Below are 25,695 nucleotides of genomic sequence, written 5' to 3'. Positions count from 1 at the left end.
CAGATCGAACAGGTTGCGTCGGGGCCCTGGGTAACAGCCGTCGCAGAGATCCGGCTGCCCATCGTGCGCGTTGCAAGCGATGCGATTGAGCTGTCCGCACCGACCGCAGAGCCGTCGGGGTCGGCGATGGCGGTTGTAACAGAGGTGGCAGAGTGCGCCGCCGTCGTCAACGAGGGTGGCGGCTGCGGACTTTCCGCAGCTCACGCAGGTGTAGATGGGACGTTTCCAGCACTTGATGCACAGCCCTCGGCCGTCCTCGCGTCGCACCACCGGATGTCGGAGCTGCCCGCATTCGGCGCACTCCTCGAACGTGGCGGGGTCCGCGCGGTAGCAGCGATTGCAGATCGGGCCCTCGGGGCGCCGGGCAACGAGGCGCTGGCCGTCACGGTGGCAGCGTGCACAGGTTTCGCGCTTGCGGCTTCGAGCGTCGCACGAGCCGCAGAGCCGCCCTTCGGGGCGGAGTTGTCGCAGCCCCCTCCGGAGCCTCCCTGCCAGCATCCCCTGATGCGCGAGGCGGTCGCGGCATGCCTAGGACGTCAAAGGGACTGGTGACCGGCGACGTCCCCGCCAGGGTCGTCGGCGAGTACGACGGACGCGGTGATCCGCCGAGCAACCGCGCGGTCCGGCCAGGGACTGAGGGTCCGGTGTTCTCTATACCTTGCTCGCGACCACCATGTAGTTCTCGGCCTCAAGATCGAACGTGCTCAGTTCCGTTTGGAGTCCGACCCGGTGCAGCTCGACTTCGAGTTCCTCGTACCGGTAGGGCCAGCAGGACAGCAGTTCCGAGCGGACAAGAACCAACCCGGTCGCATCAACTTGCGCGATCGCAATTTCGATGTGGTGCTCCTCCTCCCAATGCGGCGCAATCTCCCAGCGGTAGACCACGACGGCATCACGGCCGTTCCGGCGGACGAGTCGGTCATTGATCTCCAGCCGGGAACCTCTGGCCCTCACGAGTTCCCAAGTGCGGGATGTGAGTACCAAGCGCCCGCCGGGGCGCAGAAGCCGTGACATCGACTCCAGAGCAGCACCCCTGCCTGTCGCGCCCGCGGCATGGTGAAGCGAGTTGCCAACGCAGAACACCACGTCGAACGTGTTGTCCTGGAAATGGTCGGGCAACTCGTCCCAGTTCGCCCGTACGGCCCGGACGGATGCTCCGAACTCCTCAGACATCTCTCCAGTCCGACGAACCATCGCCTCGCTGGCGTCAGTTGCGACAACCTGCATGCCACGACCGGCGAGGCCAACCGCCAACTGTCCGGTTCCGCACGAACAATCGAGGACGTGAGCGTTCGACGGCAGGAGATTGAGGACGTCATCGAACGACGCAGCGAACTCGGCTGGAGGCAACTTTGCATCCGAGATGAGCCACTCGTACACCTCGGCAAGCACGTCATAGCCTGTCACAACCACTACCTCCGTCACGCGGCAGACTCACGGTAGGACGTCAGTCCATCAGCGGAGCAAGCCGGGCACCAATGGTTTTCGCAAGGATGGCTCTGACGGTGTTTGCAGAGCTGAAGGGACGGAGCCGTGAGCGAGCAGGCTGGGCAGTGGCACTTCCTCACCAACCACGCCCGCGTACTGGTCGCCATCGCACGCGACCCTGCCACCCGGCTCCGCGACATCGCCGCGGTCTGCCGCATCACCGAACGCACGGCGCTGAGCATCGTCACCGACCTCGAACAGGCCGGCTACATGCGCCGCGATCGCGAAGGACGGCGCACGGCTACATCCTCTGCCTGGACGGCACCCTCCGTCATCCAGCAGAGGCAGACGTGCCCGTCCGGGAACTGCTGGAAGTGTTCACCTCACACGAGAGCCCGCACTGACCGACAGCCCTGCTCCCCCCTCGGAGCCAGGGCCTAGTGCTGCCCCTGCGCGTTGACCAGCCGCTTGAACCGCGGCTACGCGGTCCGCTGGAGCAACAGCTCGCAATGGGCGAGAGAACGGGAGGCCGGCACCGGTCGTTGACCGGACTAGCGGACAACACGCCGAGTGCGAGTGCATCCCCTGCATGGCCTAGTCGGTAGACGTTGCGCATCCGAACGATGAAGAAGCGCAACGGAGTTGGACGCAGCATCTCGTGACATCCAGCTGATCACCCTGCCTCGCTGGGGGCGGGTGGCCGAGGGTATGGGGGCGGCGCCTTGGCTGGTCTTCGATGGAGATGGAAGGGCGGTGGAGCCGATCCGGAGGTTTTTGGTTGACTTCGTCGCTCGTGACAACCGGCCTGGCAGCGTCCGCAGCTACGCCTTCGACCCGCTGCGCTGGTGGCGATGGCTTCGTGTGGTCCAGGTCGAGTGGGACCGCGCAACCTCGGCGGAGGTCCGCGACTTCGTGCTGTGGCTGCGCATCGCGACGAAGCCGCGGACGTCGGCGCGTACACAGTCGGCGGCAATCGCGGGGACGACCAACACGATCACGAAGAAGCCGTACCTTGACGACCTCTACAAGCCGCGCACGATCAGGCACAGCAACGCCGTGATCCGCAGCTTCTACGAGTTCTGGATCGAGTCGGGCAGCGGTCCGCTGGTCAACCCGGTTCCGCTGGCCCGGAGCGTGAGGCGGCGCCCGCACGCCCATCACAATCCGCTGGATCCGTACGGCGGCGAGGGGCGGCTGCGCTACAACCCCAAGGTTCCACGGCGCCGGCCCCGGCAGATGCCGGACGAGCGATGGAACGAGCTGTTCGCGGCTCTGCGCTCCAACCGGGACCGGGCGATCCTCGCCCTCGGGATCAGCAACGCCGTCCGCGCCTCCGAGCTTCTCGGGGTCCGCGGCGTCGATGTCGACTGGGGCGACCAGCTGGTACGCGTCGAACGGAAGGGCTCTCCGAGGCGTTGCCGTCTGCCCACACCATGACTGAATCCCGCGGATGGTCGACCTGGAATGGCTCGTCCCCACGCAGCGTTCCGGACCAAGAACCGTCTTCTGCCGGCGAGTGTCGGCGACGGCTGAATTGTGAGCCACTGCCGACGCTTGGGTTCTAACGCTTGTCGCAACGGCTTGAACAGGGATGCGCCGGGCCGTTGCCGTTCGCCCCTGGCGGGTCGGCCATAGCAACTGGATGCCCTGCTGGGTAAGTTCGCGTTCGAAGTCGCGGCCGAAGTAGTTCTTGTCGCCGATCAGTGTCTGGCTGGGGCGGGCGGCGACCAAGTGCGGTTCGACCGCAAGCAGGTCCAGCAGGGTCTCGCGTTCATCGGCCTTGGCCCCGGTCAGAGCGAAGCCGACGGGCAGACCCTGGAGAGTGCATATCAGGTGCAGGCGCAGGCCCCAGAAGAAGCGGCTGTGGCTGGCGCAGTAGCTGTACTGGGCCCATCCGGCCAGGTCGGAGCGTTTCACGGTCTCCCGTGAGCGTCCGCATTCCACGGGCGTGGAGTCCACGATCCACACGCTGTCGCTCCACACCGAGGTGCTGGTGGCCAGGATCCGGGTGACCCGGAGCAGCAGCTCGGCGGCTTTGCGCAGCCGCTTGTTGTAGCCGGGTTGCTGCGGCAGGTACGGGAAGAGGTGCGCAGGTGGGCCCGGGCATGCCGAAGCCACCTGGCCTCGGAGGTGAAGCCGAGCATGGCCTGCATCATCGCGAGGGTGACCAGCTCGGCGTCCGTGATCTGGGGCGCGATCCCCACAGCTGGCCGCCACGGCGCCAAGTCCGGCCGCTCCTTCAGCAGATCGTCGGTCGTCGCATAGAGTGCTGTCGCGAGGGTGTCCAGGTTGTTCGTCACACAACGATCTTGGACGTCCTCGTTCTCGTTTCCACCGACACCCCTTGAAATTGATCATCCAGTGGTGAGGAAGTCTGTGAACGACAGCGAGAGGGCGCCGTACAGCGCCGGAGCCTGGGCCGTTGGTTGGGTCACCTTCCTGGGATCCGGCTATGCGGCCTCCGTGCTGCTGAGCAACGCCTGGCATGACTGCGACATCGGTATCAACGCCTCAGCCAATCTCGGGGACCTCGTCATGGCATCGACCTCTATGGCCATGGCCTCCACGTTGCTGTGGGGGCTCATGCGCAAGGTCACCGGCCGTCGCCAGTTGCTGCTTCCTCTACTCATGACCGTTGCCGCAGCCGCCGCCCTACTGTGGCCCCTAATGGCGATCTGGCACGCGCCTGACGGTTATCCGGTCAGCTTCTGTGCGCCCGACAACGTGCCACCGTGGTGGCCGGATTGGCTTCCAGTGTGAGGCAGGAGGCACTTTTCCTGGCCCGCCTCGGCGTCTGCGTCGGTGATGGTGCACAACGACCGTACCGGACAAGCCAACCTCTGCTTGCTCACGCCATACGATCACTGACCCCTTGGAATTGATCATCTAGGCCCAAGACGAGCCTGTCGAGTGCGGAGATGAAGCGGGTGCGCAGCGCCGCTGCGCACACCGTGGGCCGCGCCGAGCGGCGGATCAGCGACAACCTGGTGCTGCTGGAACGCTGGCGTGCCGGGGAGTTGCACGGCTATGGCGATGCCCGGTGGGGTGAACGACGAGCGGCGGCTGTTCGCCCTGACCCGGATGTGGGCCTACGCGCCCTACCTGCTGCCCGAGGACCGGTTGGTGATGCCGCCGTGGGAAGACCCGGGCGCGGCCCTCATCGACTTCCTCGGCGAGGACTTCCGCCGCCAGCGCGGCGAGAACCGGGAGGTCGTCATCCACCCGGCCACCATGTCGCCGCTCCTGGTTTGGGCGCTGGGGGTCGTCCTCGACCTCGCGCCGGACATCATCGACGCGCACTGGACCTGGCGCCGGCTTAAGACGAACATCCGCACCGCGCACGCCGCGCCCAGGGACGGGCTCAAGCTCGTGCGCGCCCACCTGGGACAGCTGAAGTCGAGCGGCGGCGCGCTGCCCGCCTACATCGGAAGTCATGGAAGGCACTTCACGCAACGCCCCGGCGGCACGGACGATCGCCCGTTGATCAATATTTCGTTCCTCGCTGGGCAGTCGGGCGTCACCACTCACCAGGTCGAGACGGGCCTGTTGGAGCTGCCGCCGGGCTTGGGCGGTCTGGCCGTGGCGGACGGGGCGGCGCTGCCCGTAGAGGTGTCCAGCCGGATCGACGGCCAGGCGTGGGCGAAGGCCATCGACTTCACCGAAGCTCAGCGGCTCGCCGGCCACCTGATGACGGCCGCGATCCTGACCATCGGCTACGTCTCGGGGATGCGTCCCGAGGAAGTCCTCCATCTGGAACGCGGCTGCCGCAGCCGCCAGGAGCGCAAGGACGGCGCCGTCAGTTACCGCATCACCGGCCGCCACTTCAAAGGCGTCACCGACAAGGACGGCAACGTCCTTCCCGGCGGCGAAATCCGCCCCGAACCCTGGACGGTCATCGAACTCGTCGACCGTGCCGTGAAGGTGCTGGAGGAACTCCGCGACGACCGCCTGCTGTTCCCCCGGTCCCTGACCGTACGCACCCGCGAGCCCTCCCAGGTCGAGGTCGCCGCGGAGGGGCTGAAGCCGAACGTGTTCATCAGGCGCATCGCCGCGTTCATCGACTGGGCGAACGAGACGGCCACCCGGCTCGGCCACCACCACGAGCTAATTCCACCGGATCCGCATTGGGCCGATCACCCTGCGCCGTCTGCGCCGGACGGTAGCCTGGTTCATCTACCGGCGCCCCGGCGGCCGCATCGCGCTCGGCTTGCAGTACGGCCACGTGGGAACGTCGCTACTGAGGTCTTCGGTTCGGGGTGACGTTATGGCGGGGCCGACACCAGTCCGGTCTCGGCGATGAACCCGTCGAGCAGGCCGGGCTGGTACTGCATCCGCTTCAGGCGGGTGCGGGACAGCGCGGCAAGCTCGTCGATGCCGCACGGGGCCAGGTTGCCCAGGCTGTTCTTCAGGTGCGCCCACACGCCCTCGGCCGGATTGAGGTCCGGTGTGTAGGAGGGGAGGGGAACCGGAACACGGTCAGCCAGCTGCGGGCCGCGATCAGCTCGCGCATCGCGGCGTCGACGTGGTGGGTGTAGTTGTCCCACACCAGCACCACCGGCCCGCCGAGCTGCTGATGAGCCGCATCCAGCAAGGCGGCGAAGTCCTTCTCCCGAAAGCCCCTTTTCTCGCCCGTGCGGCCGTGGTGCACCAGCATGCGGAAGATCAGCCGGGTCCGCTGACGGGCCTTGCGGCAGACCAGACCGGCCAGGGAGACACGCCCCGAGCCGGCGGCGCGGACCGTGACCACGGGCGTGTGACCACGCAGGGACCAGGTCCGTGCCTTCGGCGGTCGCAGCACTTGCCCCGACTCGTCCGCGAAGCACAGCCACGCGTGCCCTGTCCCTCACGGCGACGGGGCGATGCAGCCAGACGTCACGCGGACACTCTCCGGTTCGTGCTGTTCGAGGCCAGACCCGCCGGCCTTGAATTCCCCCAGCTGGTACGCGCCAGCGATCTGACCCCAGCCAGGTCCGCTCCGGGATCGCCGCGCTGAAGGACCAGGCCGCGGAGAAGGGATGGCCCCCGCTGACCTGGAACCGGGCGGGCGGTTACCAGCTCGGAGCGGAACGGGACGTGCTGGAGGCATACGAACGGGCGGTGATCAGGGAGAAGCTGACCGAGTTCCGCCAGTTCATCACCGGCACGGTCGCCCCGCACGCCGCCGCCCACCCGGGCGACAAATGGGTCAAGCACATCGTCGCCCAGCTCGACTCCATCGAGTCCACCCTCGACCTCATCCACAGCTCCTGACCTGCGGTGGGACCGCCCTGTGGGCAGCCCCACCGCACAGCCCGAAGGCCCCCGCCATGCGCTCTCGCCGCTACCCCTCGGACACCACGAACGCCGAATGGGCGCTGATCGAACCGCTGTTGCCCACCCCGGCCTGCGAGACGTCCACTGGCGGCAGGCCGGAGAAACATCCGCGCCGCGAGATCGTCGACGCCATACGTTATGTGGTGGATACAGGGTGCAAGTGGCGGGCTTTTCCTGCGGATTTCCCGCCTTGGCGCACAGTTTGGGGGTTCATGGCCCGCTGGGCGGCGGCCGGGGATGTCGGGCAGATCCGCGACCAGCTCGCCGGCCGGATCCGCCGGGGCATGGGCAAAGGCCTCCGGGCGGTCGCCACCGTGATCGACTCCCAGAGCGTGAAGGCCGCCGAGACCGTCTCCAAGGCCACCCGCGGCTACGACGCGGGCAAGAAGATCAACGGACGCAAGCGCCACATGGTCGTGGACACGCGCGGACTGCCCCTCATGGTGATAGTCACCCCCGCCGACCTGAACGACTCAGCTGCGGCGAAGGAGATCCTGTTCCGCCTCCGCCTGATGCACCCCGAGAACACGATCGTGTGGGCCGACTCGGCTTACGCCGGCAAGCTCGTCGACTGGGCGAAACAGCACCTCAACCTGACGATCAAGCCCGTCAGCCGCCCCAAGGACGCCTCCGGCTTCGTCGTGCTGCCCCGACGTTGGGTCGTCGAACGCAGCCTTGCGTGGATGATGCACGCCCGCCGTCACGCGCGGGACTACGAGCGTCTCATGCAACATTCCGAGACTCTGATCACCTGGGCTGCCATCACTCTCATGAGCAGGCTCCTGGCCCGGAAAGGCGCCACCCCCAGCTGGCCGAGGAAACCAGCGCCGGCCGCCGGCTGAACCCACTTGCGATCGTTTCCGCTTGTCGCACCCTTGTGCATAGGCGGTCAGTGACCAGTCCGGGAAGGCGTATGTTGGCGAGGGTGTGACGGCGATCGGTAGTTGGCCCCTCCGATCCGTACTTAGCCCCAAGGCGGTCATTTCTCACATCAGCTGCCCCCCCTTTATGTGGGGTTGCGAGAGCCGGAGTGAGGTCTTGAGCGATGCAGGCTTGAGGAGTCGATGAAGCCGTACGCGATCGCCGATTGGCCTGGATCGGGCCGGTGGAGCGCGCACCTGTACGTTGTGGTCGACTCCCTGCACCGGCTCGACGCGGAAAGCGCGTGTCCGCGTCATCGCGGTGCGACACGCGCTCGCAGCCAACGTTCAGAGCGCGTCGGGTCGATACTGGGCGTATGCGTGTCGAATTCGACCCTGAGGCGATGAGCAGGACGGCCTTCTACAGGTTCCTGACGTCGGTCGTCGTTCCACGTCCGATCGCCCGGGTCTCGACGATCACTGCCGATGGAAGCACGGAGAACCTCGCACCCCACTCTTTTTTCAGCATCGCCAGCACCGATCCCCCGATCGTGCAGTTCACGTCGATCGGCCGCAAGGACTCCTTGCGCAATGTCGAGGACACGGGGGAGTTTGTCGTCAACTTTTCGTCCGAACCTCTGCTGGAGCTGATCAACGCCACCGCCATCGACTTTCCTCGGTCCGTTAGCGAATTCGACACTGCGGGCGTCGAGCGCGAAGCCAGCGCATGTGTACGGCCGCCCAGAGTGGCCTCCTCCCATGTGGTTCTGGAGTGCCGTTCACACACCACCCTTCGCATGGGCAACTCCACTCTGGTCTTCGGACGGGTGGTCCGCGCCGCGGCACACGAGGAATACCTCGTCGATGACCGCCCCAATAGCGAGCTGCTGCGGCCGCTCACTAAACTCGGCGGCGATGAATGGGGCACTCTGGGTGAGGTTGTCCATTTGAGTCGCATTCCCTACGAGGAGCCTGCCGCCGATTGAGCTTCGCCAGCGGTAGTGCTCCAGGGTGAGGTTGGCCCGTGTGATGGGCGTCAGGTGGCTGTCAGAGGGTCTTGATCAGGCCGCCGTCGATGGTGAAGTCGGCGCCCGTGATGTTGCCGGCGCGGTCGCTGGCGAGCATCAGGACGAGGTCGGCGACCTCTTCGGGGCGGGTGAAGCGGCCGGTGTCGAATCCGCCGGCGCCCGCGATGATCTGGTCGACGGCCGTGTCGTGGTCCACGCCCCCTGGCAGCAACGACCTGCTCCGCCAGCCCGCCGCTGCCCACCCACATGTCCGTGGACACCGGGCCGGGGGCGACCGTGTTGACGCGTACGCCCTGAGGGCCGACTTCCTTGGACCGGGCCTTGGAGAAGTTGGTCAGGGCCGCTTTGGACGCAGTGTAGTCGATGATGCCGGGGTCGGGCAGGAAGGCGTTGACCGAACTGATCGTGACGATCACGCCGTGGGCGGCCACCAGCGAAGGCAGGGCTGCACGGCATGCGCGTACAGCGCTCATGATGTTGGCGTTGAACGTGGTGAGTCAGTCCTCGTCGGTGACCGACAGGAATCCGTTCAGGCGGGGGTGGAGGATGCCGACGTTGTTCACCAGGACGTCGATGCCGCCGAAGCGGTCCGCAGCGGCCGCGATCAGTCGGTCGACGCCTTCGACGGTCGCCAGGTCACCCGCGACGGGTACCAGACTGTGAGAGTCGGCGAGTTCTGCAAGTCCGGTGCCGGGCGTGCGGGCCCCGGCCACGACATTCGCCCTTCCTGCGCGAAGGCACAGGCGATGGCCAGGCCGATGCCCCGGCTCGCGCCCGTGACCACCAGTGGGGCGGCCGGTCGGCGAGCGGGACGTAGCCGCCCCGGCTGATCAGTCCAGAGCGGTCAGTGCATTGGCGACAGCACTCTCGAGGAACGCCCGGTCGGCACGCGCCTTGCCCATGACACGCAGTCCCTGGATAAAGGTGGTCAGGAACCGGGCCAGCCCCGCGGCGTCCTTGTCGGCGGGCAGTTCCCCGCGCGCCTGTGCCCGTTCCAGCGCGCCGGCGATGGTGCTCTCCACCAGACGTAGTGTCGCGGCGACCTTGTCCACGGTTTCCGGATCGGCGGAGCGCTCGGTGGCGGCATTGACCAGGAAGCAGCCCCGTTCGGGGTCGCACAGGTCCGCCTCGGCCATGGCCGTCAGTGCTGCCCGCAGCGCGGAGCGGACGTCGGTGGCCGACTCCAGGTCTGCGATCAGCGCGCCGGCGTTGCGTGAGCAGTACCGCTCGAGGGCCCGGGCGTAGAGCTGCTCCTTCGAGCCGAACGCGGCGTAAAGGCTGCCGCTGCCGATGCCGAGTACGGCGGTGAGGTCCTGCAGGGAGGTCGCGGCATAGCCGCGGCTCCAGAACAGGTCCATCGCGCGGTCGACGGCCTGGTCTATGTCGAACTCCCGGGGCCTTGCCATGGCCAACACCGTAATAGTTCTGGATCGCCTAAGAAAGAATTGCCAGGCCGAGGTCCCGCCGGGTTCTCCGCTGCCCGGCTCGGAGCATGAGACCTCAGCGTTGGTGGCTGGTGCCGGGCCTGTGAGCGGCTCGATGCGCCGTTCGGGGCAGGGGGCGCGGACATCGCTTGCCGGGTGCGTGCCATGTGTGGGCGCCGTGCATGCCCAGAAGCACGCCCCGATGCCTCTGATTACCCTGCGACATGGATCACGACTTTTCCACGATGATGCTCCTGGGCAAGAGCCGGTACGCGTCGCGGGTCTCGGCCAGGGGCAGGATGCGATCCACAACGGGAGCGAGCCTTGCCGTCCTCGATCAGCCAGGCGACGGCCTCCAGCCCGGTGCGGTCAGGTTCGACGATGAAGAACACGGCGCGCGCCCCATGGCGGGTGGCCTCCTGCCCGTCGGGCGGTGCCGCGATGCCGACCAGGACTCCGCCGGGGCGCAGCACCGTCCAGGAGCGGGACTGGGTTGTGCCGCCCACCAGGTCGATGACGACGTCGACGTTGGTGACGTGGTCCTCAGGTGACGTGGTCCTCGACGCGATCGTGCGCGTAGTCGATGGCCCGGCGGGCGCCCAACTGTCGGACGAGGTCCAGGTCGGCCGCGGAGGCGGTCGCGGTCACCTGCGCGCCGAGGGCGGCGGCGATCTGCACGGCAAAGGAGCCCACTCCGCCGGCGCCACCGTGGACCAGCACGCTCTGACCCGCCTCCACGTGGGCGTGGTCCACCAGGGCCTGCCAGGCGGTGAGAGCCGCCAGAGGAACTGCGGCCGCCTGGTCGTGGCTCAGAGTGTCCGGCTTGGTTGCCAGGATGTCTGCGGGCAGGCTGACATATTCGGCTGCCGCACCGTCGTGGGTGAAAGGGATCAGCCCGTAGACCTCATCGCCCTCGGCCCAGTCGGTCACTCCCCCACCCAGGGCGGCGACGACGCCGGAGAACTCATGGGAGGGACGGGCGTGCGACTGCGACCCGTGCCGTCGAAGCTGTCCGTCCAGGTCGCGTCCCAGTCCAGCTCTGCCGCGGTGACGGACGCGGCCCGTACAGCGACGAGCACCTCGCCGGGTCCCGGTTCGGGCCGGGGAGCCTGCTCATACACCAGTTGCTCGGGACCGCCACGGCGGTGGGCCCGTACGGCATGCATGGTGTTCACCACGGCTACTCCCTCCCGCGCCTGCGCCGGTGGAGCGGGACCGCGACGGCCCCCAGGATCCCACAGCGCGACGCGTCCGGCCCGCCATACCCTGAGCGCTCAGGGCATGGCAGAGCATCCGGTGAGGCGCCGGCCGCGAGGCATGTTGCTCACTGCAGCGCGGCCGATGGATGCGCCCTGCGGGGATAGCGCGTTGTCGGCCGCCGCGGCGGTGGGCTTCCTTGTCCGGACCTCTCAGAGGGCCTTGAGGGATGCGGCGATGGCCCGGTCGGCCTCGATCAGCCCCGATTCGACCTGTTCGGGAGCCGGTCCGTTGACCGAGATGAATTCCACGTCGGTGATGCCGATGAAGCCGAGGACGCCACGCAGGTAGGGAGCGTGGAAGTCCATGGCGGCGAACGCAGGGTTGGTGAAGTCGCTGCCGGACGCGCGGACGATGACGGCCTTCTTGCCGGCGAGCAGACCGCGCGGGCCGTTCTCGTCGTAGGCGAAGGTGCGACCTGCCATGCAGATCTGGTCGATCCATGCCTTGAAGGTGGCGGGAACGCTGAAGTTGTACATGGGCACCCCAAGCACCAGCACGTCCGCGTCCTCGACCTCGGTGATGAGGGCGGCCGAGGCGTCGACAGCGGCCTTGGTCCGCGGGGTGTGGTGCTCGGCCGGGGCGAAGACGCCGGTGACCCAGTCCGCGGAGACGAAGTCCGGCACGTCCTCGGTCACGTCCCTGTAGGCCACGGTTCCCCCGGGGTTCTGCCGGCGCCAGGCTGCGACGTAACGAGCGCCGATCTGCCGAGTGAGAGAGTCGGTGCCGCGCGGGCTGGAGTCGATGTGGAGCAGGTGAGACATAGCTTCTTCCCAAAATTGAGGATTGATCATTCCACAATGAGGATGTGGAGACGCACTGACTACGCGAATGCAGAAAGCGCTGGGCATCCGCGGACACGCGCCACATGACGTCTGTGACGGCGGAAGCCTCCGGGCTTCGGGGTGCGGTGCTTTCGCGTTCCCCTGGACCAGACTGTACCTGGATAAGTTGAATGCTAAACCATCTATCCCTGGTTGCGTCCGTCACGTCTCAGCACCACCGTTCACCTGCGCGTCCTCGGTCTCACCGACGACAGCCGACTCGGTCCAGTTCTTGGATCTTGCGCCTGCGGGGCACCCCGGACACCGCCGACCGCCGGCCACGACAGTCGCTCGCCGCCACGACACCGTCCACGTCGGGCTCCTGTCCGGCGGCACCGAGGTGCTGTGCGCCGTGCAGCCCGCAGCAGGCCAGAAGGCGACGACCTGATCGAGGCTGTCGAGGATCTCGTCGTGGTCCACATGAAGGGCTCCGGTCCGCGTTCCATGCACTGATCCGGGCACGGACGTCCTTCTCCAGGGCGGCTACGCTGCGATGGGCGGAGCGGCGGAGCTTGCGGTTGGTCCGCTCGGCGAACCACTGCTCGACGAGGTTGAGCCAGGACACGCTGGTCGGGGTGAAGGGAATCTATTCCTCCGCGTTCCGCGTTGCGGCAGATCCGAGGCTCGGATCGCGAAATGCCTCGCCCATATCCCGCACCGTGGTGGCGAGGGTCACGCGATGCCGAGCGGCAGGCAGTCAGTCAGCTGTTCAAGATCCGTGTCTCGCGGATTCGAGATCGAGGGGTCGAGCCGCCGTGCGAGTTGTTCCGTTGCGCCGATCGTGCAGGGTGAAGTCGGACCGGACGGCCACGCCTGACTGCAGCAGCTTCTGGTGGACAAGTGGATTCCGGCCGGGGTACGAGACCACCACGCTGATGTATCCCTCGGGCAGACCGGTCACCGCGTACTCGCCCCGCGCGTTCGTCGCGGTGCGCACCAGCTGCCGGCCACTGGTGTCCATGACGGTCACCGCGGCATGGCGGACGGGCTGCTGTTCGCCGTCGCGGACGACGCCCTCCAGCATCGGCAACAGCTCGCCGAAGTGATGGGGGTGGACCGGAAGCGCGGTGGGCACTGGCGCCTCCATGGAGGGGTCCTCCACCGGCGGTTCCGGAACGTCCTCCAGCTCGTCCTCCGCTCCCTGTCGGGCGGCCATGCGGTGGTGCCGCCACGCGTCGAGAGCCAGCAGGGTCATACCCGCCGCGATCCACGCGCACAGCACGAGGACCGGCTTGAGCACATCCGCGTTGTCGAAGTACAGGACCCCTCTCAGGCCGTCGACCGCGTTGCCCAGGGGCATGACGGCGTGCAGGACCTGGAAGAACCTCGGCAGTAGCTCGACGGGGACCAGGCCGGAGGAGGGAACGCTCAGCACGATGTACAGGCCCAGACCCGCCAGCGGCAAGAAGTGCTTGACGAAAGGCGCCATGCCGAGGGAGAAGGGGCGGAGCCAGCCCCCGCGCTGGACCTGATGGCAGCACTGGAGGCGAGTGTCCGAGCGGCCGAGCGGGCGCACCAGCGATCGTCGGCACCGCCTCGGCCATAACGCTTGCTCAACCGCCCATCACTGAGCGAATGACCAACCGCCTTTGCGTAGCCAGAGTCGGCAACTGCGACAGCCGGACAAAGGCCAACGAGCCCCTGGCACCACCACTCCGACCGGCGTGAGCGCCAGCGATTGCTGACGAAGCCATCGGGGGCTGGTGCGGGGAGTGCGATGGTCAGGAGCTGGCTGGGTGAGGGCTGCGCAGGCAGCAGCGGCGAATGTGAAGGGAAGACCTGGCCAGCCCGCACCAGGAGGTTGACGGGCCTATGCCCTATGGCTGCTCCCGAGCAGTTCGGCGAAGAACCGGCGAAGCATCACTGGAGCACTGTTCAGGCCCAGCTCGCGCCCACCGAATCTGTACACCTCGTACCCTTTGAGCCGCAGCGCCCGGTCTTCGGCGACCATCTTCGCGTACAGCCGCGGGGACGCCTCGTCCCCCTCGGCGTAGTGATGTTTCCCGTCCACTTCCACAACGAGGGGGGCCGTTAACGAGCGGCGAACAAGGTGACAAGTAACCCGCCAGTACCTTTCGGATCGAAGGGGCGCATGAGCTGGCCCGCCCGCGACGTCCAGGCACTTCACCTGTCCGGCTGATCCGCTGGGTTCCGCACCGTACGCTCCAGAGCCATGACCACGACCGTCACCGCCCTGCCCACCGCCGATCGGGTGAGCGCCCTCGCCGAGTTCGGCACCGACCAGGTGCAGCAGACCGCAAGTCTCAGGAGGGGGTCCGTCCCGCTTTTGATTGAGAACGGGTTCTGCGAACGAATCCGGGTTCGATGGGGGCCCGGCGGCCTGTTGTTGATCTTGCTCGCGCAAAGGAACGTTTGTGAGAGTTGTCAGTCTCCGAAGTCGGCTGCGCAGATGACTGGAGTCGGGTGCACCGAGCACGGCCTCCGCTCGCGGGCCGCCAGCGCCGGCCCGCTGCTCAGTCGGGTTGGGCGGCTGGGTCGATGATCCGATAGCCCACGCCGGGTGTGGTGGCGATGACCGGGGGGTCGCCGAGTTTGCGGCGCAGGCGGCTGATGGTCACCGTGACGGTGTTGGTGAACGGGTCGGCGTGTTCGTCCCAGACCTGTTCGAGGAGGTTCTCCGTGCTGAGGAAGGCGGGGCTCGCGTTCAGGAGGGCTTCGAGTACCGCGAATTCCTTGACGGAGAGGTCGAGTTGGTGGCCGTCGCGGCTGGCGGTGCGACGCATCGGGTCGAGTTCGATGCCCGCCGTGCTCAGGGTGCGGGACCGGGCTGCGGGGCGACGGCGGGCCAGGGCGCGGATGCGCAGGACGAGTTCGGGAAAGTGGAAGGGCTTGGCGAGGTAGTCGTCGGCACCCAGGGTCAGGCCGCTGACGCGGTCGCCGGGTGAGTCGGCGGCGGTCAGCATCAGGACCATCACGCGGCTGTCCCGCTCCGTGATCATCCGGCAGAGGGTGTCGCCGTGGATGCCTGGCAGGTCGCGGTCGAGCACGACGACGTCGTACGCGTTGACGTCCAGCTTGGCAGCGGCGTCGAGCCCGTCGTGGGCCACGTCCACGGCCATGCCCTGGTCGCGCAGTCCCTCGGCGATGACTTCGGCGAGGGAGCGGGCGTCCTCGACCACCAGGATTCTCAACGCGCCACGCCCGTCTCTGTGTCGGAGGCTTCCACCGTCGCCCTGCCGTCCGTACGGGGGAGGGTGATGGTGACGCGCAGGCCGCCGTCGGGGCGGGCGCGCAGGTCCAGGGTGCCGTGGTGGGCCTGGGTGATGGCCGCGACGATGGAGAGGCCGAGGCCGCTGCCCTGGCCGGTGCCGGTCCGGTCGGCGCCAAGGCGGCGGAAGGGTTGCACGAGGTCCGCCACCCGCCGCTGGTCGAGGACCGGTCCGCTGGACTCGACGACGAGGGATACTGCGCCTGCGTCGTCTCCTTCGGCCCGTACCGCGACACTGATCCAGCCCCCGGGGTCGTTGTGTGCGATCGCGTTGTCGACCACGTTGTCGGCGACGCGGCGCAGCAGCGTCTGGCTGCCCCACACCCACGCGGAGTCGTCGATCCGGTTTTCACGCACGGTCAGGCCCTTGGCCGCGATGTCCTTTGCCCGTCCGGTCAGGGCGGTCAGCGCGAGTTGGCCGAGGGCGAGGCGAGACGAGTCGGTGAACTCGCCGTGCTGGGTGCGAGCCAGGACGAGGAAACTCTCCAGCAGCCGGTCGACCTGGTCGAGTTCGGCGCGCATCCGGGCGGCCAGCGTGGCCGTGGTCTCGGGTACCGGGCCCGGCTTGGCGAGGGCCACGTCCAGGGAGGCCCGCATCGTGGTGAGCGGGGTGCGCAGCTCGTGGGAGGCGTTGGCGACGAAGAGTCGCTGGGCGTCGAAGGAGCCCTCCAGGCGGCCGAGGAGGTCGTCGATGGTGTCGGCGAGGTCCTTCACCTCGTCGCCGGGGCCGCCGATGGCCAAGCGTTCGTGCAGGCTGTCGGCGGTGATCCGGCGGGTGGCCGCTGTCATCACGCGCAGCGGGCGCAGCACCCGGCCGGCGACGAACCAGCCGAGGCCGACCGAGATCACCGCCATGACGCCGAGGGCGATGGCGGAGCCGATCAGGATCTGCCGGGACTGGGTGTCGTGCGCCTGGGCCAGCTGCTGCTCCAGCTCGTCGATGCGGCCCTGGGCCTGTGCCGCGGTAGCGGGCTGATCGGTGCCGCCATCGGGGGCGGTCTGGCTGGAGCGCGATCCGCCGGATGCCACCACGGCCGCGATGGCGAGCAGCGCCGTTCCCGACAGCAGGAACAGAGCCACGTACAAGGCGGTGAAGCGGGTGCGGGCAGTGCCACGGCGCAGGCCGAGCCGGGCGGTCAGGCCCGCGAGCCGTCGGGGCAGACCCCATTTCATCCGCATGCTCCCCTCTCGTCACCGCACCAGGACACGTACCAGGTCAGGCTAAGTCGAGGCGCCTAACAGCGAGATGACAGTGGCCGTTCGGCCCCTGTAACTCGCTCCGTCACAGGGTGGGGCCCATGAGCGATGAGAGTACGAAGGCGATGATCGAGGTCGTCGGTCTGCGTAAACGCTTCGGCCCACAGCTGGCTCTGGACGGGATGACGTTCACCGTGCGGCCGGGACGGGTGACCGGCTTCGTCGGCCCGAACGGCGCGGGCAAGTCCACCACCATCCGCGTGATCCTGGGCCTTGACGCGGCTGAGGAGGGAAAGGCCCTGGTCGGCGGGGTGCCGTACCGCACCCTGCGTCGCCCGCTTCGGCATCTGGGGGCACTGCTCGACGCCTCCGCGCTGCAGCCGAGCCGCACCGCCCGTAACCACCTGCTGTGGCTGGCCCACTCACAGGGCGTGCCGCCCCGGCGCGTGGACGAGGTCATCGAACAGGCCGGCCTGGGCACGGCGGCCCGGCGCAAGGCCCGCGGCTTCTCGCTGGGCATGCGCCAGCGCCTGGGGATCGCGGCGGCGCTGCTCGGTGACCCGCCGGTGGTCATGCTGGACGAGCCGTTCAACGGCCTCGACCCCGACGGCATCGTGTGGATGCGCGGCTTCCTGTCGTCGCTGGCCCGGCAGGGCCGCGCCGTCCTGGTTTCCAGTCACCTGATGAGCGAACTCGAAGACATCGCGGACCATCTCGTGGTGATCGGCCGCGGCCGGGTCGTCGCGGACACCAGCGTCTCCGAGCTGCTCGCCGAGGCGTCCGGCGGCCGGGTCACCCTGCGTACCTCCGCGACTCCGCGCGCCGCCCAGGTCCTGCAAGGCGCGGGCGCCACCGTTCTCGCGACCGGCCCCGGCACCCTCGGCGTCACGGGCCTGTCCGACGAGGAGATCGTGGCCCTGCTCGCCCGGAACGGGGTGCCGTTCTCCCAGGTGTCCAGGCACCGGGCGACGCTCGAAGAGGCGTACATGGAGCTCACCCGGGACGCGGTGGAGTACCGGGGCATCCCGGCGTGGGAGGCTACGCGATGACTGCCACCCTCACCCCTCGCCCCCTGGCCACGAGGCGCGCTGAGCGGGGCGGGTTCCTCAGGACGCTGCACGCCGAGTGGACGAAGTTCCGTACGGTACGCGGCTGGGTCCTCGCCATGGCGGGGGCGCTCCTGGTGACGATCGTGGTCGGCCTGCTCGGCACGGCCGCCCCCGCCCCCGGCGGTCGCGGCGCCGACTCCGCCTCGTACCCGAAGGGCCCCGGTGGCGAGGCCGTCAATGACAGCTTCTACTTCGTCCACAGGACGCTCACCGGCGACGGCGCCCTCACCGTTGCACTGCGGTCCCTGACCGGTGTGGCCGACACCGGGACCGGCGGCAAGCCGGCCAAGGGCGCCCAGCCCTGGGCGAAGGCAGGGATCATCGTGAAGGAAAGCCTCACCCAGGGATCCCCGTACGCGGCGGTCATCGCCACCGGCGGCCACGGCGTGCGCATGCAGTACGACTACACGCACGACACGGCGGGCCCTTCCGGCAAGGTCACCCAGGAGTCCCCGCGCTGGCTGCGCCTGGTCCGCTCCGGCGACAGCCTCACCGGTTACGCCTCTACCGACGGCTCCCACTGGACCAAGGTCGGCCATGCGAAGCTGCCGGGGCTTGCGCGCATCGTGCAGGCCGGGCTCTTCGCCACGTCACCGGAGGCGAAGCAGGACACCGCGGCGGGCACGGGCTTCAGCCCCGCCGTGGCCACCGGCACCTTCGGCCGCCCCGGCCTCACCGGCGGCTGGTCCCAGAGCGCGTGGAGCGGCACACAGGTGGGCGGCGACGCGGGCACCTCCGGCAGCTACACGAACACCACGAAGGGCGGCTTCACCCAGACCGACGGCGGCGAGTTCACCGTGACCGGGGCCGGTGACATCGCACCGGTCGTCGGCGGGCCCGTCATGGGCGTCGGCTTCTCCGTCGAGAACTTCCTCGTCGGCACCTTCGCCGGGCTGATCGTGGTGATCGCCGTGGGCACGGTGCTCATCACCGGCGAGTACCGGCGCGGTCTGCTGCGTACCACCATGGCAGCAACTCCCCTGCGCGGCCGGGTACTTGGTGCCAAGGCGCTGGTGGCCGGGGGCGTCGCGTTCGCCATCGGCCTGGTCGCCGCCGCGATCACCATTCCCATCGGAAAACGCAGCGCGCGCGGCAGGGGCTTCCATGTCTTCCCCGTCACGTCGGCGACCGAAGTGCGCGTCATGGTCGGAACCGGCCTGCTCTGCACAGCCACCGCCGTGCTCGCTCTCGGCATCGGTGCCCTGCTGCGGCGCAGCGGCACGGCGGTCGCCCTGGTCATCGCGTCGATCGTACTGCCCTTCCTGCTTGCCACCTCCGGCGTACTGCCCCCGGGCGTCTCGGAGTGGCTGCTGCGGGTGACCCCGGCTGCGGGCTTCGCCATCCAGCAGACCCTGCCGCAGTACGCGCACGTGCTCAGCGTGTACGAGCCGTCGACCGGCTACTACCCGCTGGCGCCCTGGGCCGGCCTCGCCGTGCTGTGCGGATACGCCGCGCTCGCCTTCGGTCTGGCCGCGGTGCGGCTGCGCGGGAGGGACGTATGAGTCTCCTGAACGGTGCACGACTCACGAGCACGGTTGACGGTACGTGGCGAGGAGACTTCGGCCGCGTCCTGCACGCGGAGTGGACAAAGCTGCGCACCGCAGGGGACATGGGCAGGTTGCTCCTGCTCGCCGTCGCGCTGACCGTGGCCGTCGGCTGCGGCACCGCCAAGGCCGTGAAGTGCCCGGACGCGGGGTGCGGCCAGGACGCCGTCAAACTCGCCCTGACCGGCGTCACCGTCGGGCAGGCGGTCATCGCCGTCCTCGCGGTGCTGGCCGTCAGCGGCGAGTACGGCACCGGGATGATCCGCACCACGCTCATGGCAGTGCCGAACCGGATCACCGTCCTTACCGCCAAGGCGACGATCCTCACCACGGTCGTCCTCGCCTCCGGAACGGCTGCCGTCCTGGCCTCCCTCCTCGCCGGCCGCTACATCCTGCCCGGCAACGGATTCACCGAGGCGCACGACTATGCCCCGCTCTCGCTGGCCGACGGCCCGACCCTGCGAGCGGCCGTGGGCTCGGTCCTCTACCTGGTCCTCATCGCCCTGATCGGCCTCGGCGTGGCGACGGCGGTACGGGACGCGGCGAGCGCCATCGGGATCGTGCTCGGGCTGCTCTACCTCTTCCCGGTAGTCACCCGGGTGGTCAACGCCCCGGAGTGGCAGCGCCACCTCCAGCAGATCTCGCCCATGACCGCCGGACTCGCGATCCAAGCCACCGTCCATCTGCACGAGTTGCCCATCGGCCCATGGGCCGGCCTGGGCGTGCTCGCCACGTGGGCCGCGGCCGCGCTGCTGGTCGGCAGCCTGCTGCTGCACAGGCGCGACGCGTAGCCGAATCGAGCCGTCCGCGAGCACGGTGGCTTCGGGCCCCTCCCCGGCCCGGCGCCTCACCCGGTCAACGAGCCAGCCGACCGGGAGCGACGCCGGGCGGGCGGGTCTTCAGGATGCCGACCCGGACCCACCGTCCGCCGCCGATCGGGCGGCTTCCGCCCGCGCACTGTGCGGAGGCCTGGCACCAGGGACGCCGTGGCGGCGAGGGCGAGATGTGAGTTCATGTCCAGCTCGAACCGACCGTAGGGGTTCACGTGGGTCCAGAACAGCGGGGACAGGGCCCGCCGGTCGGCGTCGGTGAGCCGCTTCGAGCAGGGTGTTGACGTGCACCAGCGCGGACTGGAGCAGGTGCAGGGCGAGCATGGAGACCTCCTGGGACTCCTTGTCGGATCCGGTCAGGTCGCCGTCCTTGCCGTAGAACAGGTCATGGCTGGCGGAGTTCCAGTTCTCCACGACCTGCAGGCCGTCGTTGATCTCGCGGCGCAGGTCGGCGTCGGCGAGGTAGTCACAGATGAACGCCGTACGCACCGCCCGCCCGAGTTCCTCGATCGCGCGGTAGGTGGGGTGCTTGGGCCCGCCGCGGGTGAAGCGGCGCAGGGACCTGCTCGGCCTCGGCGGTGCCCAGGCGCAGGGCGGTTTGGGCCTGCTCGACTATGACGTCTTCACCGTGGTCGACGACCGCGCCTTGCTGGTGATGGAGCAGGCGCTGCGCGAGCGGTTCGTCCAGTGGTGCGCCGGCGCGGTCACGTTCGAGGACGCCAACGGTTTGGAGTCTCCAGTAATCGAGGACGTACGCACCTACGACGATGTGTTCGCCGCGGTGAAGAAGGTGGGCAGGAGAAGCCGGCGGAGACCGCGGCAGCAGCCGTCGCCACAGTGGCAGTTGAAGGTCGGCAGCACGCTGATCGACTTCAACGGCATGCTGGCCGGGCTGCGGGCCTGGGCGCGAGCGGCGGGTCTGCTGCGTGGTCAGCGCACGCGCGGCATCGAGCATGCGATGTCGAAGGTGCGCGATGCTGTGGCCCACCCGACCGGTTACCACCGCACGACGCCCGTGGAGACGGCGCGGACCCTGCACGACCTGGCAGAGTTCATCAATCAGCTGTGGGGACACCCGACCCCTGGTGGGCGTCTGTACCCCGCCCCGGTGGAACGCGACGTCGTCGTCATGGCCTGGAACGACGAGGGAAGCGTCCACATGGCCCAGGCCGATGCCCTGCGCGACGATACGGATGCCGACGGATACCTCTACATCCTGATCCGCAGTGTTTCCCGCCCCGGAAGCCGGTACGAGGACCCGTACTGGTCGGAGTTCGACGCCCGGTTCGAGACAACGCAGTTCCCCGCGGAGTACCTGTGGGGGCCTGGGAGCCGCAGTGACGCCCTGGCCTGGCTGGATGCAGAGCAGCCGAAGGGGGATACCGTCGACTACGTCGACCACGTCTTCATGCTCCGCGAGCACGATGGCCAGGTGTACCCTCCGATGCACCCGGAAGTGGCCGCGGGCCTCACCGAAGAAGAGCAACGCGGCACGTGGCACACGGTGCGGGCCGACTTCCCCGAACACGCCTTCGCCCACGTTCGGGGCCTGAACGGCAGCCCCCATGCACACGCCCGGACCGGCGACTGCAGGAGCTGCCCTGCTCATCACCTCGGCAGCGGCAGTCACGAACTGGCTTTGCGGGCCGCCGAAGAGGCCATCGGCGTCGTCACCCCCCGGCGGCCGCCCGCCGTGGACGTCCACACACCCCGCAAGACCGGCACCACCACGTTTTGGAACAAGAAGTCGACCACTCCACGACCTCGCCGCACAGGTTAAAGATCAAGCTAGGCCCTGTATCGAAAGTGCCTGGTGAGGATGGCGGAGAGCCCATTTTGTGATCCAGAATGATTGGATGATCACGCTTGAGACTCCCCGTTTGATCCTGCGTCGCTGGCGCGAGGAAGACGTTGTGCCCATGGCTACCATCAATGCCGACCCCGAGGTCATGCGGTGGATCCGTGACGGCAGCGTCCGTGACGAACAGCAGACTCGCAGCGGGATCCAGGCATGGGAGAGCGAGTGGGAGTCACAGGGCTTCGGCCTGTTCGCCGTGGAGATCCGGTCCACTGGCGAGCTGGCCGGGTTCACCGGCCTTTCGGTGCCCAACTTCTTGCCGGAGGTACTGCCGGCGGTTGAGGTCGGCTGGCGGCTGGGACGTTCCCACTGGGGGCAGGGCTTGGCCACCGAGGCCGCTGCAGCCGCTGTACGGTTCGGGTTCGCAGAGCGAGGGCTGGAGCGGATCGTCAGCATCACTCAAGTGGGCAACGACGCCTCCGAACGGATCATGACCAAACTGGGGATGCATCCGGTCCGTGAGACCGTCAATCCCAACGGCGGTCGGCGAGTCCGGGTGTTCGAGTTGACCTCGGACCAGTGGACTCGATGCCGTCGGCCTTGCCAAGCAGAACTTTGGGCCAGTCCGCCCCAAAACCTCTGATCTGCAGCTCTCTGAAACCGAATCGGTGATGACAGAGGAATCACAGCTTGATGTTCCGGAGAGCGAGAGTCGCTCCCCCTGCCACCTCGGTACTGTGACTTCGCATGACCGACTCCGAGATCGAGATCACCGCAGACCTGGTCCGCGACCTGCTGCAGGAGCAACATCCAGACCTTGCAGGGCTGGCCATCCGCGAGGTGGCGGGCGGCTGGGGCAACCAAATGTGGCGCCTCGGGGACGAGTTGGCCGTGCGCATGCAGCGCATGGACCCCACCCCGGAGCTCCAGCTCAAGGAGCGGCGGTGGCTACCCGTGCTGGCCCCGTGCCTGCCGCTCCCAGTACCGACCCCGGTGCGGTTCGGCGAACCGTCCGCGCGCTTCCCCAAGCACTGGACCGTGATGACGTGGGTTCCCGGCGAACCGCTGGACCACGGCTCGATCAGCCGCGGCGCCCACGCGGCCGACACGTTGGCGGGCTTCCTCCGGGCGCTCCATGTGGAGGCGCCCGCCGAGGCGCCGATCGCTACGGACCGCGGCGCCCATCCCAGGAACTGCACGGACGGCTTCGAGAATTTCTTGCAGGCCGTTGCCCCCGACGACATCGCTGCCGACGTCCGGGCTGTCTGGGACGACGCCGTTGCGGCCCACGCGTGGGAGGGCCCGCCGGTGTGGGTGCACGGCGACCTCCATCCCGCGAACGTCGTCGTCTCGGACGGAACGCTCTCGGGCATCGTCGACTTCGGCGACATGTTCGCCGGCGACCCGGCGTGGGACCTCGCCGCCGCATGGGTGCTGCTACCCGCGGGCACGGCTTCACGGTTCTTCGACGTGTACGCGCATGCAGACGAGGAAGCGATCCGGCGCGCCCGCGGGTTGGCCGCTATGAAGAGCCTCTTCCTCATGCTCATGGGGCAGAACGGAGATCGGGGTCTTCCCGGCGGCAAGCCGAACTGGGGACCTGTAGGTCGGGCGGCGCTTGATCGTGTTCTGAAGGGTGTTTGATGCGCGCCTCTTTGGACTTGGTTGAGGGCCATGGGGCCGCCCGTCTTGATGGGTTCATCGATCACGACGCGTGGTGGGAATCCCAAGGTCCACAGCCGTTTGCTGCCCGTCGCCCCGATCGAGCTGGCGGAGCTTCTCCGCGGCGCCACTGCTCCCCTGGGTGAGACTGGTCGCGCGCGTGCGCGTGGCACGGGCTCTCAGGCCGAGCACGACTTCGCGGTTCGCGAGGCGGCTGCCGGGGCGAAGCGAGGACTGGCGGTGCTGCGGCCGGTCAGGTCGGGGACGGCGGTGTGTGCGGGTACCAGGTTGTTTGTTCGGGGCCACGGGGCCGGCGAAGTCATGGCACGATGCGTGGTCGGCGTCGCCGCGAGGAACTGCCGTACCCCACCGGTCCCGACCAGCCTTGAGGTGAGCGTGTCCACGAGTGCGAGCAGCACCCCGTCCGCCACTCCCGCCCCGACACCCGCGCCCACGTCCGGTGGGGCGACGACCCGAATGATCGCCGTACTCGCCCACGACCGGGCGCCGTTGGTCGCCGCGCTCGCCACGGCGGCAACGACCTTGCTGCTCCTGCAGCTCGGCTCGGGGCATACGCCGTCGAGCAGGCGGTTCGCGGCCCTGCCCGAGTTCGACGTGTGGATCTGGGTGTACGCGGCAGAAGCCGGCGCCGCTGCGGCGCTGGGCATCGCCGCCCTGCCCGCGTTCCTTCGGCTCGCCAACGCCATGGGGCGGAGCGTCACCGTCAGGGTCGTGACCATGTGGCCAGCACTCGGGATACTGATGGTGTTCTTCGGCCCCCGTGCGCTCGACGAACACAACCCCCTGTGGCTGGGCTTCGCGCGCTACACCACCATCAACGCGGCCACCTGGGCGTTCATCACGCCGTGCTTCGCGGGGCTCCTCCTGGTCCACACCCGAGTCGCGGCCCTCACACGGGAGACCACGACCGCCGTGGCCCAGGGCACGGCGGGAGCACTGGTGGAGGAACTGCTGTGGCTGCGCACCGCGATGCAGCGCTTCCTGACCGCCTTCGCCGCCGCAATTACCGGAGGCATGCTCGCGTTGGGCGCACTACGCAGCGCCATGCTCGCCAACGGCACGCCGGCTGGGCAGCTGCCCGTGCTGCGCCTGCTCACCTATGGCGGGGTGTTCACCGCCACGAGCGCGCTGCTGTTCGTGCCCGCGTACGTCGCGTGGCAATCCAGCGTGTCCGCGATGCGCGATGCCCTCCACCCTGTCCCCGTGGACGGACGCCCGCCGCATGACTGGGTCGAGGCCCGCGCCGACTTCGACACCTTGCTCGATGCACGGTCGACCGCTGGCCGCGTCCTGACCGCAGTGTTCAGCGTCCTGGCTCCGCTGGTCGGCACAGTGGTGACCGCGCTCTTCGCCGCCCGCTGACCGACATACACCCGCGCGCGAAGCCCTGGGGTGCCCTGCTCAGTTCATGTCGTGCGGGATGTCTACTATCAGTGTCTTGCCGCCATCGACCGATGAAAGTCACAGGCGAGGCGCGCTGAGGGCCGGTAACTCGCTGGCCCACTCCCGCGACCCTGTCCAACAGCCGATCGGTTCAGAGAATCCCGACAGACCGATGATGAGGCGGCCACCTCCTGTGCCCAACAAGGGTGTACATGACCTCGCACGTACCAGTGCTGGCGTGTTTTAGGGAGTCCGGCAGTAGGCGTGCTCGACGCGGGCCTCCGAACGCCGCATCGCCCTCCCCGCCCGTTGCCTCCAGTCCCTGAAGCACCACCACGAGCACCAGCAGCGCGAGCATGAAACCGCGGACTCTTCTTGGCAGCCCGCCGAACACCTGTTCACCACTGCGCAGGGTGGACCCATCGACCCGACCAAACCAAAGCCGTGCCATCACCGCGCTCCTCCGCAAGGCCGGCCGCCGCCGCATCCGCTTCCACGACCTCCGACACTCGACCGCCACCCTGCTCCCTGAGCAAGGCGTCGAGCTCATTGTCATCAAGGAGCTCCTCAGGCACGCCCGCATCGGTGTCACCGCTGCCGTTTACGCCCACGTCCGGCCTGGAAGCTCTGCGCTCTCGGGGGGTCGGGCTGCTGGTGCTCGCTGAGGTAGCGGATGCCGTCTCCCTCTGGCGGGGTGCCGATCTCCTTGCCGATCGGATGACGCTTGCTGATGGCGATGCGCCAGCCGTAGCGCTCGTCCCACACGAGGGTGGGCACGCCGGCTCCGC

The 25,695-nt window shown here is 68.4% G+C and carries 26 protein-coding genes and 5 pseudogenes; 14 read left to right on the top strand and 17 right to left on the bottom strand.

Annotated elements, in window-relative coordinates; all coding sequences use genetic code 11:
- Window positions 1-651: 651 nt before the first annotated feature.
- The gene (locus ABZ865_RS30425) at window positions 652-1,407 is read right to left on the bottom strand and encodes a class I SAM-dependent methyltransferase (RefSeq protein WP_361237315.1); all 756 of its coding nucleotides are present in this window, start codon (window positions 1,405-1,407) and stop codon (window positions 652-654) included.
- A 795-nt stretch (window positions 1,408-2,202) separates the two neighbouring features.
- Here ABZ865_RS30425 and ABZ865_RS30420 point away from each other — a divergent pair.
- Window positions 2,203-2,865: a hypothetical protein gene (locus tag ABZ865_RS30420; protein ID WP_361237321.1), complete on the top strand. Its 663-nt coding sequence runs from the start codon at window positions 2,203-2,205 to the stop codon at window positions 2,863-2,865.
- A 122-nt stretch (window positions 2,866-2,987) separates the two neighbouring features.
- Here the strand turns inward: ABZ865_RS30420 and ABZ865_RS30415 are convergent.
- Window positions 2,988-3,728: pseudogene (locus ABZ865_RS30415) on the bottom strand (IS982 family transposase); the annotation flags it as partial.
- Window positions 3,729-3,804: 76 nt separating this feature from the next.
- Between ABZ865_RS30415 and ABZ865_RS30410 the strand changes: the two are divergent.
- Window positions 3,805-4,188 (top strand): hypothetical protein, encoded by a 384-nt coding sequence (locus ABZ865_RS30410; RefSeq protein ID WP_329536736.1) that lies wholly within the window; start codon window positions 3,805-3,807, stop codon window positions 4,186-4,188.
- Window positions 4,189-4,455: 267 nt separating this feature from the next.
- Complete coding sequence (locus tag ABZ865_RS30405) at window positions 4,456-5,688, top strand: hypothetical protein (RefSeq protein WP_361237224.1); 1,233 nt, start codon at window positions 4,456-4,458, stop codon at window positions 5,686-5,688.
- Between the two features lie 2 nt (window positions 5,689-5,690).
- Here the strand turns inward: ABZ865_RS30405 and ABZ865_RS30400 are convergent, their stop codons facing one another.
- On the bottom strand, window positions 5,691-5,849 hold the full coding sequence (locus ABZ865_RS30400) for a hypothetical protein (RefSeq protein ID WP_361237221.1): 159 nt from the start codon (window positions 5,847-5,849) through the stop codon (window positions 5,691-5,693).
- Window positions 5,834-6,226: a transposase gene (locus ABZ865_RS30395; RefSeq protein ID WP_361237218.1), complete on the bottom strand. Its 393-nt coding sequence runs from the start codon at window positions 6,224-6,226 to the stop codon at window positions 5,834-5,836. Before ABZ865_RS30395 ends, ABZ865_RS30400 begins: the two co-directional genes overlap by 16 nt.
- A gap of 33 nt (window positions 6,227-6,259) precedes the next feature.
- Here ABZ865_RS30395 and ABZ865_RS30390 point away from each other — a divergent pair.
- The 3 genes and pseudogenes from ABZ865_RS30390 (at window position 6,260) to ABZ865_RS30380 (ending at window position 8,587) form a co-directional block, all read left to right on the top strand.
- A pseudogene (locus tag ABZ865_RS30390) lies at window positions 6,260-6,678 on the top strand (RacP protein).
- A gap of 56 nt (window positions 6,679-6,734) precedes the next feature.
- Window positions 6,735-7,583, top strand: a complete 849-nt coding sequence (locus tag ABZ865_RS30385) for an IS5 family transposase (protein WP_361237215.1) — start codon at window positions 6,735-6,737, stop codon at window positions 7,581-7,583.
- 395 nt (window positions 7,584-7,978) lie between these two features.
- Window positions 7,979-8,587, top strand: a complete 609-nt coding sequence (locus tag ABZ865_RS30380; protein ID WP_361237212.1) for a flavin reductase family protein — start codon at window positions 7,979-7,981, stop codon at window positions 8,585-8,587.
- A gap of 61 nt (window positions 8,588-8,648) precedes the next feature.
- On the opposite strand, the gene ABZ865_RS30375 is transcribed toward ABZ865_RS30380, so the two are convergent.
- The 11 genes and pseudogenes from ABZ865_RS30375 to ABZ865_RS30325 all read right to left on the bottom strand — a co-directional run bounded on the left by ABZ865_RS30375 (window position 8,649) and on the right by ABZ865_RS30325 (window position 16,542).
- The gene (locus ABZ865_RS30375; protein WP_361237209.1) at window positions 8,649-8,825 is read right to left on the bottom strand and encodes an SDR family oxidoreductase; all 177 of its coding nucleotides are present in this window, start codon (window positions 8,823-8,825) and stop codon (window positions 8,649-8,651) included.
- Window positions 8,826-8,904: 79 nt separating this feature from the next.
- Window positions 8,905-9,342 (bottom strand): annotated as a pseudogene (locus ABZ865_RS30370) (SDR family NAD(P)-dependent oxidoreductase); the annotation flags it as partial.
- A gap of 117 nt (window positions 9,343-9,459) precedes the next feature.
- Window positions 9,460-10,035: a TetR/AcrR family transcriptional regulator gene (locus tag ABZ865_RS30365; RefSeq protein ID WP_361237206.1), complete on the bottom strand. Its 576-nt coding sequence runs from the start codon at window positions 10,033-10,035 to the stop codon at window positions 9,460-9,462.
- Window positions 10,036-10,265: 230 nt separating this feature from the next.
- Complete coding sequence (locus tag ABZ865_RS30360; RefSeq protein WP_361237203.1) at window positions 10,266-10,559, bottom strand: zinc-binding dehydrogenase; 294 nt, start codon at window positions 10,557-10,559, stop codon at window positions 10,266-10,268.
- A 37-nt stretch (window positions 10,560-10,596) separates the two neighbouring features.
- Window positions 10,597-10,983, bottom strand: coding sequence for a zinc-binding dehydrogenase (locus ABZ865_RS30355; protein ID WP_361237200.1), 387 nt, complete (start codon window positions 10,981-10,983; stop codon window positions 10,597-10,599).
- The gene (locus ABZ865_RS30350; protein ID WP_361237198.1) at window positions 10,980-11,228 is read right to left on the bottom strand and encodes a hypothetical protein; all 249 of its coding nucleotides are present in this window, start codon (window positions 11,226-11,228) and stop codon (window positions 10,980-10,982) included. Before ABZ865_RS30350 ends, ABZ865_RS30355 begins: the two co-directional genes overlap by 4 nt.
- Before the next feature lie 234 nt (window positions 11,229-11,462).
- Entirely contained in the window at window positions 11,463-12,074 is a 612-nt protein-coding gene (locus ABZ865_RS30345) for an NAD(P)H-dependent oxidoreductase (RefSeq protein ID WP_361237195.1), read from the bottom strand.
- A 467-nt stretch (window positions 12,075-12,541) separates the two neighbouring features.
- Window positions 12,542-12,720 (bottom strand): annotated as a pseudogene (locus tag ABZ865_RS30340) (IS630 family transposase); the annotation flags it as partial.
- A gap of 123 nt (window positions 12,721-12,843) precedes the next feature.
- Window positions 12,844-13,563, bottom strand: a complete 720-nt coding sequence (locus tag ABZ865_RS30335; protein ID WP_361237192.1) for a carboxypeptidase regulatory-like domain-containing protein — start codon at window positions 13,561-13,563, stop codon at window positions 12,844-12,846.
- 1,045 nt (window positions 13,564-14,608) lie between these two features.
- A complete protein-coding gene (locus tag ABZ865_RS30330) occupies window positions 14,609-15,286 on the bottom strand; it encodes a response regulator transcription factor (RefSeq protein WP_361237189.1) in 678 nt (225 codons plus the stop codon).
- Complete coding sequence (locus ABZ865_RS30325) at window positions 15,283-16,542, bottom strand: HAMP domain-containing sensor histidine kinase (RefSeq protein ID WP_361237186.1); 1,260 nt, start codon at window positions 16,540-16,542, stop codon at window positions 15,283-15,285. The genes ABZ865_RS30330 and ABZ865_RS30325 overlap by 4 nt, the downstream gene beginning before the upstream one ends.
- A 119-nt stretch (window positions 16,543-16,661) precedes the next feature.
- On the opposite strand from ABZ865_RS30325, the gene ABZ865_RS30320 reads away from it, so the two are divergent.
- The 3 genes from ABZ865_RS30320 to ABZ865_RS30310 all read left to right on the top strand — a co-directional run bounded on the left by ABZ865_RS30320 (window position 16,662) and on the right by ABZ865_RS30310 (window position 20,004).
- Window positions 16,662-17,609: an ATP-binding cassette domain-containing protein gene (locus ABZ865_RS30320; protein ID WP_361237183.1), complete on the top strand. Its 948-nt coding sequence runs from the start codon at window positions 16,662-16,664 to the stop codon at window positions 17,607-17,609.
- Complete coding sequence (locus ABZ865_RS30315; RefSeq protein WP_361237180.1) at window positions 17,606-19,171, top strand: ABC transporter permease subunit; 1,566 nt, start codon at window positions 17,606-17,608, stop codon at window positions 19,169-19,171. Before ABZ865_RS30320 ends, ABZ865_RS30315 begins: the two co-directional genes overlap by 4 nt.
- 107 nt (window positions 19,172-19,278) lie before the next feature.
- Complete coding sequence (locus ABZ865_RS30310) at window positions 19,279-20,004, top strand: ABC transporter permease (RefSeq protein WP_361237177.1); 726 nt, start codon at window positions 19,279-19,281, stop codon at window positions 20,002-20,004.
- A gap of 108 nt (window positions 20,005-20,112) precedes the next feature.
- On the opposite strand, the gene ABZ865_RS30305 is transcribed toward ABZ865_RS30310, so the two are convergent.
- Window positions 20,113-20,553 (bottom strand): Tn3 family transposase, encoded by a 441-nt coding sequence (locus ABZ865_RS30305; RefSeq protein ID WP_361237312.1) that lies wholly within the window; start codon window positions 20,551-20,553, stop codon window positions 20,113-20,115.
- 88 nt (window positions 20,554-20,641) lie between these two features.
- On the opposite strand from ABZ865_RS30305, the gene ABZ865_RS30300 reads away from it, so the two are divergent.
- The 5 genes and pseudogenes from ABZ865_RS30300 to ABZ865_RS30280 all read left to right on the top strand — a co-directional run.
- A complete protein-coding gene (locus ABZ865_RS30300; protein ID WP_361237174.1) occupies window positions 20,642-21,823 on the top strand; it encodes a hypothetical protein in 1,182 nt (393 codons plus the stop codon).
- A 76-nt stretch (window positions 21,824-21,899) separates the two neighbouring features.
- Window positions 21,900-22,484 carry a GNAT family N-acetyltransferase gene (locus ABZ865_RS30295; RefSeq protein ID WP_361237171.1) on the top strand — a complete coding sequence of 195 codons (585 nt, stop codon included), beginning with the start codon at window positions 21,900-21,902 and terminating at the stop codon, window positions 22,482-22,484.
- 104 nt (window positions 22,485-22,588) lie between these two features.
- The gene (locus tag ABZ865_RS30290) at window positions 22,589-23,485 is read left to right on the top strand and encodes an aminoglycoside phosphotransferase family protein (protein WP_361237169.1); all 897 of its coding nucleotides are present in this window, start codon (window positions 22,589-22,591) and stop codon (window positions 23,483-23,485) included.
- 414 nt (window positions 23,486-23,899) lie between these two features.
- Window positions 23,900-24,886 (top strand): hypothetical protein, encoded by a 987-nt coding sequence (locus ABZ865_RS30285; protein WP_361237166.1) that lies wholly within the window; start codon window positions 23,900-23,902, stop codon window positions 24,884-24,886.
- 292 nt (window positions 24,887-25,178) lie between these two features.
- A pseudogene (locus tag ABZ865_RS30280) lies at window positions 25,179-25,572 on the top strand (tyrosine-type recombinase/integrase); the annotation flags it as partial.
- Here ABZ865_RS30280 and ABZ865_RS30275 read toward each other — a convergent pair.
- Window positions 25,496-25,684: a hypothetical protein gene (locus tag ABZ865_RS30275; protein WP_361237163.1), complete on the bottom strand. Its 189-nt coding sequence runs from the start codon at window positions 25,682-25,684 to the stop codon at window positions 25,496-25,498. The pseudogene ABZ865_RS30280 and the gene ABZ865_RS30275 sit on opposite strands and share 77 nt — an antisense overlap.
- Window positions 25,685-25,695 lie beyond the last annotated feature (11 nt).

The organism is Streptomyces sp. NPDC047085 (genome assembly GCF_040643735.1).
In the GTDB taxonomy this organism is placed as follows: Bacteria; Actinomycetota; Actinomycetes; order Streptomycetales; family Streptomycetaceae; genus Streptomyces.
This window is presented reverse-complemented; position numbering and strand designations above follow the sequence as displayed.